General features: G+C 45.9%; 11 protein-coding genes. 8 read left to right on the forward strand and 3 right to left on the reverse strand.

Annotation, left to right across the window (positions count from 1 at the left end; translation table 11 throughout):
* Window positions 1–126 precede the first annotated feature (126 nt).
* The 3 genes from NL647_RS21165 (at window position 127) to dapD (ending at window position 3181) form a co-directional block, all read left to right on the forward strand.
* Entirely contained in the window at window positions 127–819 is a 693-nt protein-coding gene (locus NL647_RS21165) for an iron-sulfur cluster assembly scaffold protein (RefSeq protein WP_114320526.1), read from the forward strand.
* A 23-nt stretch (window positions 820–842) separates the two neighbouring features.
* Complete coding sequence (locus NL647_RS21170; RefSeq protein WP_005450901.1) at window positions 843–1826, forward strand: GGGtGRT protein; 984 nt, start codon at window positions 843–845, stop codon at window positions 1824–1826.
* A gap of 323 nt (window positions 1827–2149) precedes the next feature.
* Complete coding sequence (gene dapD, locus NL647_RS21175) at window positions 2150–3181, forward strand: 2,3,4,5-tetrahydropyridine-2,6-dicarboxylate N-succinyltransferase (RefSeq protein WP_253650656.1); 1032 nt, start codon at window positions 2150–2152, stop codon at window positions 3179–3181.
* A 395-nt stretch (window positions 3182–3576) separates the two neighbouring features.
* Here the strand turns inward: dapD and glpQ are convergent, their stop codons facing one another.
* Entirely contained in the window at window positions 3577–4632 is a 1056-nt protein-coding gene (glpQ, locus tag NL647_RS21180) for a glycerophosphodiester phosphodiesterase (protein ID WP_253650657.1), read from the reverse strand.
* 53 nt (window positions 4633–4685) lie between these two features.
* Complete coding sequence (gene glpT, locus NL647_RS21185) at window positions 4686–6053, reverse strand: glycerol-3-phosphate transporter (RefSeq protein ID WP_047512797.1); 1368 nt, start codon at window positions 6051–6053, stop codon at window positions 4686–4688.
* 872 nt (window positions 6054–6925) lie between these two features.
* Between glpT and NL647_RS21190 the strand changes: the two genes are divergently transcribed.
* The 5 genes from NL647_RS21190 (at window position 6926) to mltC (ending at window position 13365) form a co-directional block, all read left to right on the forward strand.
* A complete protein-coding gene (locus tag NL647_RS21190; protein WP_005450895.1) occupies window positions 6926–7780 on the forward strand; it encodes an MIP/aquaporin family protein in 855 nt (284 codons plus the stop codon).
* A 58-nt stretch (window positions 7781–7838) separates the two neighbouring features.
* On the forward strand, window positions 7839–9356 hold the full coding sequence (gene glpK, locus NL647_RS21195; RefSeq protein ID WP_005450894.1) for a glycerol kinase GlpK: 1518 nt from the start codon (window positions 7839–7841) through the stop codon (window positions 9354–9356).
* A 190-nt stretch (window positions 9357–9546) separates the two neighbouring features.
* The gene (locus NL647_RS21200) at window positions 9547–10338 is read left to right on the forward strand and encodes a DeoR/GlpR family transcriptional regulator (RefSeq protein WP_005450892.1); all 792 of its coding nucleotides are present in this window, start codon (window positions 9547–9549) and stop codon (window positions 10336–10338) included.
* A 179-nt stretch (window positions 10339–10517) separates the two neighbouring features.
* Window positions 10518–12077 (forward strand): glycerol-3-phosphate dehydrogenase, encoded by a 1560-nt coding sequence (glpD, locus tag NL647_RS21205; protein ID WP_050908452.1) that lies wholly within the window; start codon window positions 10518–10520, stop codon window positions 12075–12077.
* 175 nt (window positions 12078–12252) lie between these two features.
* Complete coding sequence (gene mltC, locus NL647_RS21210; protein WP_017189193.1) at window positions 12253–13365, forward strand: membrane-bound lytic murein transglycosylase MltC; 1113 nt, start codon at window positions 12253–12255, stop codon at window positions 13363–13365.
* A gap of 317 nt (window positions 13366–13682) precedes the next feature.
* Here mltC and NL647_RS21215 read toward each other — a convergent pair whose 3' ends face one another.
* Window positions 13683–14867, reverse strand: a complete 1185-nt coding sequence (locus tag NL647_RS21215) for an NnrS family protein (RefSeq protein ID WP_114320528.1) — start codon at window positions 14865–14867, stop codon at window positions 13683–13685.
* Between the last annotated feature and the right edge of the window lie 48 nt (window positions 14868–14915).

Here is a 14915-nt window from a genome sequence, read left to right on the forward strand (position 1 = left end):
AACTCAACAAGGCGACAAACGCGTAAGCCTCCTGAACATAGTTTTTCTATTTGATGGAGCGAATAAGAGCAGTCAACGCCGTTGAGTCTGACCAATATGCTGGATGTCGTACACTGGGAAAACATTATGCAATACTCACACGAAATCCAATCAATGTGCCCGATTCAACGCGGCGATCTTCATGCTTCTGCACCGATCCCTGTTGAAGGCACAATGATCAATCCAAAAGACGTTATCGCGATTTCAGGTCTTAGCCACGGCGTTGGTGCTTGTGCTCCTCAACAAGGTGCAGCAAAACTGACCCTTAACGTCAAAAACGGCATCATCGAAGAAGCTTTGATCGAAACGATCGGCTGTTCAGGCATGACTCAATCAGCCGCGATGGCCGCAGAAATCCTAACCGGTAAAACCATTCTTGAAGCACTCAACACTGACTTAGTGTGTGATGCTATCAACGTCGCGATGCGCGAAATCTTCCTTCAATTTGTTTACGGTCGTACTCAATCTGCTTTCTCTGAAGGCGGCTTGGAAATTGGCGCGGCACTGGAAGATCTTGGTCAAACTCAACGCAGCCAAGTGGGTACAAGCTACTCAACCAAAGCAAAAGGCGTGCGTTACATGGAGTTAGCTGAAGGCTATGTAACCAAACTCGCGCTAGACGAAAACAAAGAAGTGATTGGTTACCAATATCTCAACCTAGGCAAGATGATGAAAGCCATCAACGAAGGCGTATCTGCAGCAGAAGCAGCAGAAAAAGCAACGGGCACTTACGGTCGTTTTGACGAAGCCGTAACGACCATTAACCCACGCCAACAATAATTGCCACCAAGAGGAAAGAGATTATGAACACTCCAATTACTGAATCTGTACGTCGTACATTAGACGAAATGCAACTTTCTTCTCTGGAAGCGGCTTACCAATACTGTATGGATCGTGGTATCGACCCTAAAGCACTAGTGATGGACACTCAACCTATCGCGTTTGAAAGCGCGGCAGATGCCTACACACTGGGCACCGCTTTGGCGATTTTCCGCGGAGCAAAAACAGCAGAAGAAGCAGCAAACATCATCGGTGAAGGTCTTCAGGCGTGCACTAAACCCGGCAGCGTGGCAGAGCAACGCCAAGTGGGTATCGGTCACGGTGCATTGGCGGCTCGTCTATTGAATGAAGAAAGTGGCTGTTTCGCTTTCCTTGCCGGTCATGAGTCATTCGCAGCGGCAGAAGGCGCAATCAAAATCGCACTAAACGTGAACAAATCACGCAAAAATCCGTTGAAAGTGATCCTGAATGGTTTAGGTAAAGACGCCGCTTACCTAATCTCACGCATCAATGGTTTCACTTACGTACGCACTCAATACAACTACCAAACTGGTGAGTTAGTGGAAGTAGAACGTCGCCGTTTCTCCCAAGGTCCACGTGGTGAGATCCTTTGCTACGGTGCAGACGATGTACGTGAAGGCGTGGCTATCATGCATAAAGAACAAGTGGATGTGAGCATCACTGGTAACTCAACCAACCCGACTCGCTTCCAACACCCAGTAGCAGGCATCTACAAAGCAGAACGTAACCGTGAAGGCATGCCTTACTTCTCTGTGGCATCAGGCGGTGGTACTGGTCGTACTCTACACCCAGATAACGTGGCGGCAGGTCCTGCCTCTTACGGTATGACCGATACCATGGGTCGCATGCACGCCGATGCACAATTCGCAGGTAGCTCTTCAGTACCTGCACACGTAGCGATGATGGGCTTCATCGGTATGGGCAACAATCCAATGGTAGGTGCAACTGTTGCACTTGCCGTAGCCGTCGGTGAACTTAGCCTTTAAGCCGATTTAATCGCTTTCTATCCAAAGCGATTAAATCCAACAAACCCAGTGTAGGGGGAGTGACTTCGGTCCTCCCCTTATTTTTTGCTGCGCCCCTTTTCCAACTTCACTTTGTCTTTACCCCAAATCGGTCTGAGAAGGCTTTTGCGACACATTTCTCATCAGACAAACATATCTCTAAAAAGACAAAAGGTATCCATCTACAGACTTTCTCCATTTCCCCTCTTTAAACTCCCCAACACTCTCTTTATGATGACTGACAACTTAATTATTTCTTGTCAGTGAACAGACGAGACACAAGACTCAACACATGGAGATCAACTATGGCTTTCTTCTCTCTAGCCTTTGGTACGGCAACTAAAAATCGCGACGGCAAAATCATCGAAGCGTTTTTCCCAAACCCAGTTCTTAACCCAAGCGAAGCGCTTGTTAACGCACTAGCAGCAGTAGCAGGTTACGAGCAAGGCAACCAAGCTATCGAGATCTCTGCAGCACAAAGCGCAGAACTGGCAGCAGCATTTGAAGCAAACGGCGATGCGGCAAACGCTTCTTTCGCAGCAAAAGCAGCAGAATCAGCACAACCACTTGTACTGGTTATCCTTGCAACTGACGAGCAGCCACAAAGCGTTGCTGAAGGTTTCCTAAAACTTCAACTTATCTCTAACCGCCTAGTTCAACCACACGGTACGGTACTAGACGGTATCTTCGGTCTACTACACAACATCGCATGGACTAATGAAGGTCCAATCGACCTACCTGAACTAGCAGAGCGTCAAATCGAAGCTCGCCTAGCGGGTCGTGCACTAAGCGTAGATTGCGTAGACAAGTTCCCTAAAATGGTGGACTACGTGGTACCAACTGGTGTTCGTATCGCTGACACTTCTCGCGTACGTCTTGGCGCACACGTTGGCGAAGGCACAACGGTAATGCACGAAGGCTTCATCAACTTCAACGCGGGTACAACTGGCGTGAGCATGGTTGAAGGTCGTATCTCTGCTGGCGTAGTGGTTGGTAACGGTTCTGACATCGGCGGTGGCGCATCTATCATGGGTACGCTATCTGGCGGCGGTAAAGTTGTAGTTTCTATCGGTGAAAACTCTCTACTAGGCGCAAACGCAGGTCTTGGTTTCCCAATGGGTGACCGTTGTACTATCGAATCAGGTCTATACGTAACCGCTGGCTCTAAAGTGCGCATGCTAGATTCTGCAGGCCAAGAAGTAGAAGTAGTAAAAGCACGCGATCTTGCTGGTGTTGCTGACCTACTATTCCGTCGTAACTCTGTAACAGGTCAAATCGAGTGTCTTGCAAACAAGAGCGCGGTTGAACTGAACAGCGAACTGCATAAAAACAACTAATAAGAATACCCAACTAACCTCGAGATGCTTGATTCAGCGAGGCTGACTTGGCTTGCAGGCGCGGCAACGAGTTGATGATCTAGTCAATCTAAATCAAAGCTCGTTAACAAAGCACGAAAGCCAAGACAACTCGCCCTTTGGGAGCGTGTCACAATTACGATTCCCACGTCAAATAACTTGAAAATAGCGAGCTATTTCACTTCGTCATTTTATCAGTGACCACACTCTGAACTGAGCATCTTGAAGTCATTTAGGTATTGCAGTAATTAGCCCTACGAAAAATCCCCCAGCAGGAAACTGTTGGGGGATTTTTTATTGCCTGAGAGAGGGCACATTGTTACGACATGGCGTGTGACGTAATACTGAGAACTTCAAATACTCAGCTTTTTTGAATTTTACTTGTTCAGAAAGTTCACTGCTTTATCAGGGAAGTCAGTAAACAAACCATCCACTTTCACCTGATTGTAGAAGATGTCCATCATGCCATCGAAGCTGTCGGTGTAAACAGGAATACGCCCTGGATCCGCGCGGAAAGTATAAGGATGCACTTGCAAACCCGCATCTTTTGCCGCTTTCATCAAAGGTTTGATGATGATGTTATCCTTGGTTGATTTGTCATCCACCAACATTGGTTTCCAAGGACCGATCCCTTCCGCGTATTCCGCGACCTTCTTCATACCATTGGCTTCAAACATCCAGTCATAACTGTATGGTGTTGCTTTTTCGCCTTGGTACTCCATGGTCTCGTTCCAATCGGTGTAAGCCATGAGCTGAACGAGCTTTAAATCCATGTCCAATGCGGGCATGAGTTCACTGTTGATGCGCTGAAGCTCATTCGCATCAAAACACTGAAGGTATACTTTGTCGTCTTGCGAATCGTAACCGTACTGTTTTAAAACTTTAAGCACCGCTTTTGAGATGTCTTTGCCTTCATGACGATGGAACCACGGCGCTTTGATTTCCGGGTAAATACCGATGTCATAACCCAGCATTTTGTTTAAGCCTTGGATCAGCTCAATCTCTTCAGCAAAAGTAGGTACGGTGAAGTCTGATTTCCACATTGGGAATCGTGTTGGATAGCCAGCAACCTTGTTACCTTTATCATCAATGTTAAAGCCTTCAGTGACTCGCAATGATTTGATTTCTGCCAACGTGAAATCAATCGCATAGTAACGACCATCTTTACGAGCACGATCCGGGAATCGCTCAGCTACATCGGTCACGCGATCGAGGTAATGATCATGCAATACAACGAGTTGATCGTCTTTGGTCATCACCACATCTTGTTCGATGTAGTCTGGTTTCATCGCGTACGCCAACGCTTTTGCTTCTAAAGTATGTTCTGGTAGATAACCCGATGCGCCACGGTGCGCGATAACAAGCGGTTGTGCAATAGCTCCAGCTGAGATGCTCAGAGCGAGAACCGTCATGCAAACTGACGTTGTTTTCATTGTTCTTTCCTTAGCTTATTGAAGGGGCAGTATTCCACCGCCCCTTTAATATTTTATGACGCCAATACTTCTTTCTCACGCGCTTTTTGTTCATGGTGAGCACGCTCGCCAAGAAATGCGTAAGTTAGACAAACGATAGAGGTGATACATGAACCGATTAGGATGATAAAGCCGCCATCCCAGCCGAAGTGGTCTACTGTATAGCCAAGAATCGCGTTTGCCGCTACCGCACCACCCAAGTAACCAAATAAGCCAGTTAGACCTGCAGCCGTACCTGCCGCTTTCTTAGGAGCAAGCTCTAGCGCATACAAACCAATCAACATTACCGGACCGTAAATCAAGAAGCCGATTGCAACCAGCGCCATCATATCTACTGCTGGGTTACCTGCTGGGTTGAACCAGTAAACCAACACCGCTACGGTTACTAACGCCATAAATAGAATACCGGCAGGAGCACGACGACCTTTAAATAGCTTGTCTGAAATCCAACCACACAATAGCGTACCTGGGATACCAGCCCACTCGTATAGGAAGTAAGCCCAAGAAGATTTATCAACCGAGAAGTCCTTCGCTTCTTTAAGGTATACCGGCGCCCAGTCCAGCACACCGTAGCGGATCAGGTAAACAAACGCGTTCGCAATCGCAATTGACCACAACAACTTATTAGAAAAGACATACTTGAAGAAAATTTCCTTCGCCGTCATTTCTTTTTCGTGTGACTTGTCGTAATCATCAGGGTAATCGTCTTTATACTCTTCAATTGGCGGAAGACCACAAGACTGCGGTGTATCTCTTACGGTGAACCAAATAAAGACAGCTACGAGCGTGGCAAAAAATGCAGGTACATAGAAAGCGGTGCGCCAATCGTCGTTGAATGCCCAAAGACCAAGGATGAACAGCGGACCAATTAAACCACCACCCACGTTATGTGCCACGTTCCAAACCGACACTATCTCGCCACGCTCTTTGCGCGACCACCAGTGAACCATGGTTCGACCACAGGCAGGCCATCCCATACCTTGGAACCAACCGTTTAGGAACAATAGAATAAACATCGCAGTAATGCTGCCAGTAGCCCAAGGCATAAAGCCGAAGCAGAACATCACAAGCGCTGACATTAATAGACCGCCACTTAAAAAGTAACGAGGGTTTGAGCGGTCAGAAACACTGCCCATTAAGAATTTTGATAAACCGTAAGCAATAGATACCGCAGCTAAGGCAACACCTAAGTCACCACGACTAAAACCTTGTTCAATAAGATAAGGCATCGCCAAGCTAAAGTTTTTACGAACCAGGTAGTAGCCAGCGTAACCAACAAAGATGCCGATAAAGAGTTGCCAACGTAAGCGGGAATAAGTGCCATCGATCTTATCGGACGATAAACGATCGATGTGCGCCTTAGGTTTGAATATTCCAAACATAGGAACCTCATTAATAATGTGAGCGATGGTAGGGAGTATAAAATCGCGAACGAGCAAAAAGGAGTTTCGTTCGAAAGTGAATGCATTTTATGAAATTCGATTTTTATTTCTGTGACAAATGTTGCATAAGAATTAAATTTCAGTAAATACAGAAAATTAGAGGCTTTTAATTAGACTGCGCTTCCACTTTCTGCAGATTTCGTTACTGTCCACATAGAACACGAAGTGCGCAAACGAACAAAATCAGCACAATATTAAGTGAATCAAGTGCTCAAATGACCACAAAAATGGATAAAAGGTGGAAGTTGAAGAGACGAAGCACGTGATTTAAGCCATCAAACGCCCCAATTGTGGCGTGTTGCAACAATGTCATCGCGTTAACAATTAGGGTCAACATAAGCCCACCGCTTCCAACGTACATTTAGAGGTCGTCTCCAAGCAAAAGATGGCATATGTGCTACGGGAAACGGTCTTCTTTCTTTGAGATGGCGTAGCTCTTAGCAACGAGCGAATGAATATCAGCAATCCCTTATCATCATTAGTGTTAGCTAGCTCTTTAGGGTTAGTTTTCGACCAATAATCTGAGTATTTTCCCACCATTCGCGAAGCAGGTTCACAAAACTCCTCTTACCAGTTTGTGCATTGATTTTCACATCGGTAGTTTTAGTCTATCAAAGCAAAATTGAAGACCATAATTCGTTTTATCGAGTTTCCTTTTTGAGCAAAAGATGCGTCAATTAACAAAAACGAAGAGTTTGATTAACAAATTTATGCTCAAACGCTCATTTTTAGCGCTCGTTTGTTTTCGCAAACGTTTATATATGCACAATAGAACCGTGCTAGATAAGCATAAATATTAAAGGACTCTTAACATGACAACGAACAAACACCCCTCACTGCTCGGAGAATGTTTGGCCGAGTTTATCGGTACAGGATTACTTATCTTTTTTGGCGTAGGCTGTGTTGCTGCACTCGTTTTGACCGGGGCTCAATTTGGTCAATGGGAAATCAGTATTGTATGGGGCTTTGGCGTCGCCATCGCTATTTACTGTACTGCGGGCGTATCCGGTGCACACATCAACCCTGCTGTAACTATCGCACTGGCGATGTTCCATGGATTTGATAAGGCGAAAGTTGTGCCTTATATCATTGCGCAAATGCTAGGTGCATTTTGCTCTGCTGCTTTGGTCTACAGCTTGTACAGCAACCTCTTTACGGATTACGAAATCGCACACAACTTCGTTCGTAGCAGCCAAGACGCATTAGCCACAGCGGGCATTTTCTCGACTTACCCACATGCTTCTCTCTCTTTCTTTGGCGCTTTTGCTGTGGAATTCGTGATTACTGCAGTGCTGATGTTTGCCATTCTTGCTCTTGGTGATGAGAACAATGGCGCACCTCGCGGCGCGATGAACCCTCTACTGATCGGTATCCTAATTGCGGTAATCGGCGGTTCTCTAGGTCCACTAACAGGCTTTGCGATGAACCCTGCACGTGACTTTGGTCCTAAGCTGTTTGCCTACTTCGCAGGTTGGGATTATGCCCTGACTGGCGCGCGTGAAATTCCATACTTTATTGTTCCAATTCTTGCTCCTATCGCAGGTGCTTGCTTCGGTGGTTGGTTGTACCCGAAAGCGATTGCTGCATATCTGCCAAAGCAAGGTCACGGCTGTACTATCCCTAACCAGTGCGAAACCGAAGAAGAAGCAGAACAAGCGCAAGCTTAACCCCTACCAATTCGAACATTTACTAAAATATAAATAACGAAACAAAAGGATTCTTACCATGACTGAGCAAAAATACATTGTTGCCCTAGACCAAGGCACGACAAGCTCTCGTGCTGTCATTCTGGATCATGACGCGAATATCGTAAGCGTCGCTCAGCGAGAATTTACTCAGATTTATCCAGAGGCTGGTTGGGTTGAACATGACCCAATGGAAATCTGGGCAACTCAAAGCTCTACCTTGGTTGAAGCACTTGCGAAAACCGGCATCCGTAGCGACCAACTTGCAGGTATCGGTATTACCAACCAACGTGAAACGACGATTGTATGGAACAAAGAAACAGGCAAACCGGTTTACAACGCGATCGTATGGCAATGCCGCCGCACTGCCGATATTTGTGAAGAATTAAAAGCGCGCGGACTAGAAGATTACGTTCGCGACAATACAGGTCTGGTTCTAGACCCTTACTTCTCGGGTACAAAAGTGAAGTGGATTCTAGATAACGTTGAAGGCGCACGTGAAGATGCTGAAGCAGGCAAGCTGCTATTTGGTACTGTTGATACCTGGTTGGTTTGGAAGATGACACAAGGTCGCGTCCACGTAACCGACTACACCAATGCTTCTCGTACCATGCTGTTCAACATTAATGACCTATGCTGGGATCAAAAAATGCTGGATGAGATGGGCATCCCTGCATCCATGATGCCTGAAGTAAAACGCTCATCAGAAATCTACGGTCAAACCAACATTGGTGGTAAAGGTGGTACTCGTATCCCAATTGCAGGCATTGCAGGTGACCAACAAGCCGCTCTTTACGGTCAGATGTGTGTTGAAGCTGGTCAAGCAAAGAACACCTACGGCACAGGTTGTTTCTTGTTGATGAATACGGGTCAAGAGAAGGTAACATCGAAAAATGGTCTGTTGACCACGCTAGCATGCGGTCCAAAAGGTGAGCCAGCTTACGCCCTTGAGGGTGCGGTATTCATGGGTGGCGCTTCAATTCAATGGCTACGTGATGAAATGAAGATTCTGGCTGGTGCCGAAGATTCAGAATACTTTGCGACCAAAGTTGATACTTCAAATGGTGTTTACGTGGTTCCTGCGTTTACTGGTCTGGGCGCACCATATTGGGATGCTTACGCTCGCGGTACGATTGTCGGTCTAACTCGTGGTGTAAACTCTAACCACATTATCCGTGCAACTTTGGAAGGTATCGCTTACCAAACTCGTGATGTGCTGGATGCAATGCAAGCAGACTCAGGCATCAAGCTCGCGAACCTTCGTGTAGATGGTGGCGCCGTGGCGAACAACTTCTTAATGCAGTTCCAGTCTGATGTTCTTAATACCGAAGTTCACCGTCCTCAAGTAACTGAAGTGACCGCTTTGGGTGCAGCATACCTAGCCGGTCTAGCGGTTGGTTTCTGGAATAGCATTGATGAGCTGCAAGACAAAGCAGTGCTCGATCGCACATTCGAACCACACGATGATGAAGAAAAACGTAACCGTCGTTACAAAGGTTGGAAGCGCGCAGTCAAGTGTGCTCAAACTTGGTCTGAGCTTCACGACGAAGACGATTAATTTCTGATAAACGATTAGTTTCCCCCTGATTAATCGTAAAGAGCGCCGACTTGGCGCTCTTTTTTTGCGTTCGATCGCGGATTCCCTATTCCCACGACTTCTCACAATGCGCTAATTCGAGCACAATAGAGCGAGTTTCTATATTCGAATTTGAAGCATTGGCGATTACCAGTGCACAAGGGAGTGCTAAGTGAAGCAAATACCAAGACACCAACAGATTGTTGAGTTGGTGAAAAAACAAGGCTACGTCAGCACGGATGAGCTGGTAGAAAAATTTAATGTCAGTCCTCAAACTATCCGTCGCGACTTAAACGACCTTGCTGATGAAAACAAGATTCGACGCTACCACGGTGGTGCTACCATTCCTCTCAGTTCAGAGAACACGTCATATAACACGCGTAAAGCGCTTAACTTCAATGAAAAAGATGTCATTGCGGAAGAACTAGTAAAGCACATTCCAGATGGCGCAACCTTGTTTATTGATATCGGTACCACGCCAGAAGCCGTCGCTCGAGCGCTCAATAAAAACCACAAACAACTTCGCGTGGTGACCAATAACATTAATGTTGCCACCATTCTTTTACCAAACCCAGAAATCAAAGTTATTTTGGCGGGCGGTGAAGTTCGCAACCGTGACGGCGGTATTGTCGGTGAAGCGACGCTCGATTTCGTCAAACAATTCCGCCTCGATTTCGGCATTTTAGGCATCAGTGGTATCGATTTTGATGGCTCACTACTGGACTTTGATTATCATGAAGTTCGCGTTAAACAGGCAATTATTGATAACAGCCGCAGTGTGTTCCTTGCGGTTGACCATTCGAAATTTGGTCGCAATGCTATGGTGAAACTGGGCAATATCGCGCAATTGAACATGGTATTCACCAACAAACAACCACCAGAAGAGATTCTTGCGATTCTAAAAGATGCCTCGGTTCCCCTTGAAGTGGTTGATACACAAATAGAAAGATCTGAGAACGAATAGCAAATTATCTCTCTTTCTATACGAATAAATGACCTCTGTCTTAATTAGGCAGAGGTTTTTTTGTGCCCAAATCACACAAAACGCTCATAAACGAAAATAAATAATGACCACAAACGAAACCTAAGCTAGGATGAACTCATGTTCTAAAATGCTCGTTCGCTCACCAAGAGGTCAAATTTATGAGTATCCAACAAAATGCTTCCACGACTAACGCATCCCCTACTTTAGACCTGATCGTGATCGGTGGCGGCATTAATGGGGCTGGTATTGCTGCAGATGCTGCTGGTCGTGGTTTAAGCGTCGGTTTGTACGAAGCTAATGACTTCGCATCGGCAACCTCTTCTGCAAGTTCAAAACTGATCCACGGCGGATTACGTTACCTTGAACACTATGAGTTTCGTTTAGTTTCGGAAGCGCTCGCTGAACGTGAAGTGATCTTACGTAAAGCACCACATGTGGCTCTACCAATGCGCTTCCGTTTACCTCATCGCCCATTTTTACGCCCAGCTTGGATGATCCGCTGTGGTTTGTTCCTTTACGATAACTTGGGTAAACGAACCACACTGCCAGGCAGCAAAACTGTCAACCTAGCAAAATCAGGTCTTTTGAAACCTGAAATGAAAACCGGTTTCGAATACTCAGATTGTTGGGTAGACGATGCGCGCTTAGTCTTACTTAACGTTCTGGCTGCAAAAGAGAATAACGCAGAAGTTCGCAACTACTGCCGCGTAGAAAAAGCACACCGTGAAGGCGGCATTTGGCATGTCACTATTCATGACGTCACCACAGACCAACGTTTCGAACGTAAAGCGAAAGCTCTGGTTAACGCTGCTGGTCCATGGGTGAAACAGTTCTTTGATGAAGGATTAGAGCAAACCTCCCCTCGCAACATTCGTTTGATCAAAGGCTCGCACATCGTTGTTCCTCGTATCCACAACGAGCCGCAAGCCTACATCCTACAAAACAAAGATAACCGCATCGTATTTATGATCCCTTACTTAGATAAGTTCTCGATCATTGGTACCACAGATGTGGAATACAAAGGCGATCCGCGTGAAGTCGCGATCTCCGAAGATGAAGTCGATTACTTGATCGATATTGTTAACCAACACTTTGTCCACCAGCTAAGCCGCGAAGATGTGGTATGGACTTACAGTGGTGTACGCCCACTGTGTGATGATGAGTCTGACTCACCGCAAGCGATCACACGTGACTACACACTAGAGTTGGATGCTGAATACGACCACGCACCTTTACTTTCAGTGTTCGGCGGCAAGCTCACGACATACCGTAAGCTTGGCGAAGCGGCAATGAAGAAACTTGCACCTTACCTACCTGAAATGGGTAAAGACTGGACGGCAAACCAAACCCTTCCTGGTGGTAACTTCAGTTGCAGCCGTGAGCAACTTGCGAAGATGATTCATGCGAAATACTCGTGGGCATCAGAAACAATGTTGCTGCGCTACGTGACTCAGTTTGGTACACAAACTTGGGATCTGATGGAAGGCACTAACAGCGTAGAAGATCTTGGTCACTGCTTCTCAGAGCAAGCAAGTGGCGTATATCAACGTGAAATTGATTACTTGATGAATCACGAAATGGCGCTAACCGATGAAGACATCTTATGGCGTCGTACAAAACTTGGCTTATACATGAACGAAGAGGAGAAAATCGCACTGGCAGAATATCTAAAAGAGAAGCTGCAACAAAAGGTCGTTAGCCTCTCACAAGTAAGTTAAATTGGACTCTCCTAATACAAAGCCTGCACCCCGCAGGCTTTTTTTTGGAGCTAAATTCTAATATCAACACCTTCTATCGAAAGCACAAAAAGTTTTAATTTCAGACAATTAACACTCTTACTTATTATTTTCTTCAGTCGGCAATTGCCCTCACCTCTAATTAAATCGGTATCCGATGAAGAAATCGCTATTCCTGAGCTTACTTCTCCTCAGTGGTTGCTCTGTTGCTCCTGAAGAAACACCACCTTGCGCATGTGATGACTACGTACCTCCCTATGTAAAGCCGCCAAGTGCATCTAACCAAGAGAATATCCAACAGTTACTGGCTTACATTGCGCAAAAAGCCAAAGATCGCTGGGGTGAAGATGAGTTCGTCGAAGCGGGAAAACACCGCTACGTGAAATACCTTGATGGTTATAACACCCGCGCTCATATCGACTTCGAAGCGGGAAAAATCTACGTTTCGACAATTTCCCAATACCAGCCAACGGAAAAGCTACAAAAAGCGATTGTACAGACACTACTCATGCCTGCCGATCCAGCACATGCGGAGCTGTTTAGTGACAAGGAAGCGGTATTACGTGGTAAGCCTTTTTTATTGGGGCAAGTTCTCGATCACGATGGAAAACCGATTGAATGGGAATGGCGCGCCAATCGTTACGCAGACTACCTACTCGACAACAAACTGCAAAAGAAAGCCATCAAACACGGCAGTGCTTACTATGTCGAAATCAACATGGTGAAAGATCATCTAGAACAACGCGAATACCAGTACGCTGGCTTGATACGTGACGCTGCAAAACGATATGGTTTATCAGAAGATCTGATTTTCGCCGTGATCAAAACCGAAAGTAGTTTTAACCCTTATGCGGTTTCTCATGCTGGCGCTTACGGCTTGATGCAAGTGATCCCAAAAACAGCGGGTGCGGATGTGTTTAATTTAGTAAAAAACAAACCAGGTATTCCTACCAAAGAATACTTATTCGATCCTGCCAATAACATTGATACTGGTGCAGCGTATTTCTATATATTGAAAAACCGCTATCTACGAGACGTGAAACATCCAACCTCGAAGCACTTTAGTATGATTTCCGCCTACAACGGCGGCACTGGTGGTGTGCTTTCGACGTTTGATAGCGACCGTAAGCGTGCAATGAATGAACTTAACAGCCTCAACCCAACTCAAGTTTATGATGCATTAACCACTCAACACCCAAAAGGGGAAGCGAGACGCTATCTACAGAAAGTTCTTTATTTCCAGAAAGACTTCAGCCAAGGGAATATCTAATTTTACCTAGCCACAAAACGAAAAACGCCGCTTAGTTCCACGGAGGTATAGAACTAAGCGGCCATGTAATTACACGAAAGACACCTATGGGTCTAAAACGTCAATTGGCTAGTTAATCACTCATATTCATACGAGCAATAACAGATACAGAGTATCGAACTCCGCCTTTTCTGGCACGAGCAAAACTCAGATTAGAATTCAACGTTTTTCACATTCTTAATAATTTCCTTACTATTAATGGGTTATTTGCTGAAGCAACATCAAACAAAAAAGCTTAGCATCTCGCCAAGCCCTTCTTCACTTTCATTTTTCTTCGATTATCCCGGATGACCATCCACACGCGGAGTTATCAACATCACACCAAAACGCCACACAAACATACCAAATGCAAGAATCCATAATGCTGCGCTGATATCAATCCAAAAGAACATCTGTGAAGGAGCAAATATCACACCTAAGCTTCTCGCTAACGCCGCAGCAATCACCGCCGCAAACGCGATACTCATGTTCGGACCTTTGTAAATCATACGTCCAGTGTGCCCCATGGTGACACGAGTAATCATTGCTAGGATTAAGCCACCTAGCGCACCAATCGCAAACAAATGAATCAAGTTGTGGTTGGCAAACGCGTTATCCCAGCTGCCACGTAGGATAAGACTTAAAGGCAGACACAAATAAGCCGCATGTAAAGACCAAACAAGTGGCTCGCTCAGAGTCAACCAAGGTTTCCAGCGTAAGAATCGAACCAATTGGGTGATACCAGCAAACAACATCAGCGGCTTCCCAAGTTCAGCAAACGTCACAGGGAAGAAACTCAGTACAAACAACATGACCAATGGTAGGTTGGCGAGCCAATCTAGCCACATCAGCGGTTGAGCTTTTTCAAAGTTGAAACGACGTGCAGTAAAGAAAGGGATTACTCGCCCACCCATGACAGAAAGCAGTAAAGTGAACCACCACAGCATTGCTTGCCACACAGCAGAAGAGGTAAATGGAGGCATACCTTTCACCGTGGCATAACTGGCAAAGTTCGCAAAGATTGCAAGTAAGAATAACGGAACAAAAAATAGGTTACGCCACCCTTTAGCACGATAAACTCGTATGCCGACCTCATACGCTACAAACAGTAAAAACAGCGCTTCAACACTGCTGGTTAACCAAAGTGGTGCAGGCGTCCAAAGTAGAACTCGAGGAGCAAGCCATAACAAAAACAAGGCTAGCAAAGTGTAGTGCTTCGTTCCATTGATCCCCGTCCAGTTTTGTACCGCAGTCAGAACGAACCCCACCACAATCGCCATAGAGAAACCAAACAGCATTTCATGTACATGCCACCACAAAGCCGGAACACTCAACGCGCTAGGCTGCCCTGTTTGAAACATCCATACCCACAACGCAATCGCGATGATGGCGTAAATAGAGCCAAACAGGAAAAACGGTCTAAACCCAAGTCGCAGCCATGCGGGGATTTTTTCTTCCACTTTTTTATCGGTGATATTCAGCATTGTGATGCCCTTACGTACCAATTCGTACTGTCGAAAAACTTAACGTCA

Origin of the sequence: Vibrio sp. Y29_XK_CS5 (assembly GCF_024181835.1) — a bacterium.
Classification (GTDB): domain Bacteria; phylum Pseudomonadota; class Gammaproteobacteria; order Enterobacterales; family Vibrionaceae; genus Vibrio; species Vibrio harveyi.

Coding starts and splice junctions, on each gene's coding strand:
- NL647_RS21165 (WP_114320526.1), top strand. CDS start 127: ATGCAATACTCACACGAAATCCAATCAATGTGCCCGATTCAACGCGGC.
- NL647_RS21170 (WP_005450901.1), top strand. CDS start 843: ATGAACACTCCAATTACTGAATCTGTACGTCGTACATTAGACGAAATG.
- dapD (WP_253650656.1), top strand. CDS start 2,150: ATGGCTTTCTTCTCTCTAGCCTTTGGTACGGCAACTAAAAATCGCGAC.
- glpQ (WP_253650657.1), bottom strand. CDS start 4,632: ATGAAAACAACGTCAGTTTGCATGACGGTTCTCGCTCTGAGCATCTCA.
- glpT (WP_047512797.1), bottom strand. CDS start 6,053: ATGTTTGGAATATTCAAACCTAAGGCGCACATCGATCGTTTATCGTCC.
- NL647_RS21190 (WP_005450895.1), top strand. CDS start 6,926: ATGACAACGAACAAACACCCCTCACTGCTCGGAGAATGTTTGGCCGAG.
- glpK (WP_005450894.1), top strand. CDS start 7,839: ATGACTGAGCAAAAATACATTGTTGCCCTAGACCAAGGCACGACAAGC.
- glpD (WP_050908452.1), top strand. CDS start 10,518: ATGAGTATCCAACAAAATGCTTCCACGACTAACGCATCCCCTACTTTA.
- mltC (WP_017189193.1), top strand. CDS start 12,253: ATGAAGAAATCGCTATTCCTGAGCTTACTTCTCCTCAGTGGTTGCTCT.
- NL647_RS21215 (WP_114320528.1), bottom strand. CDS start 14,867: ATGCTGAATATCACCGATAAAAAAGTGGAAGAAAAAATCCCCGCATGG.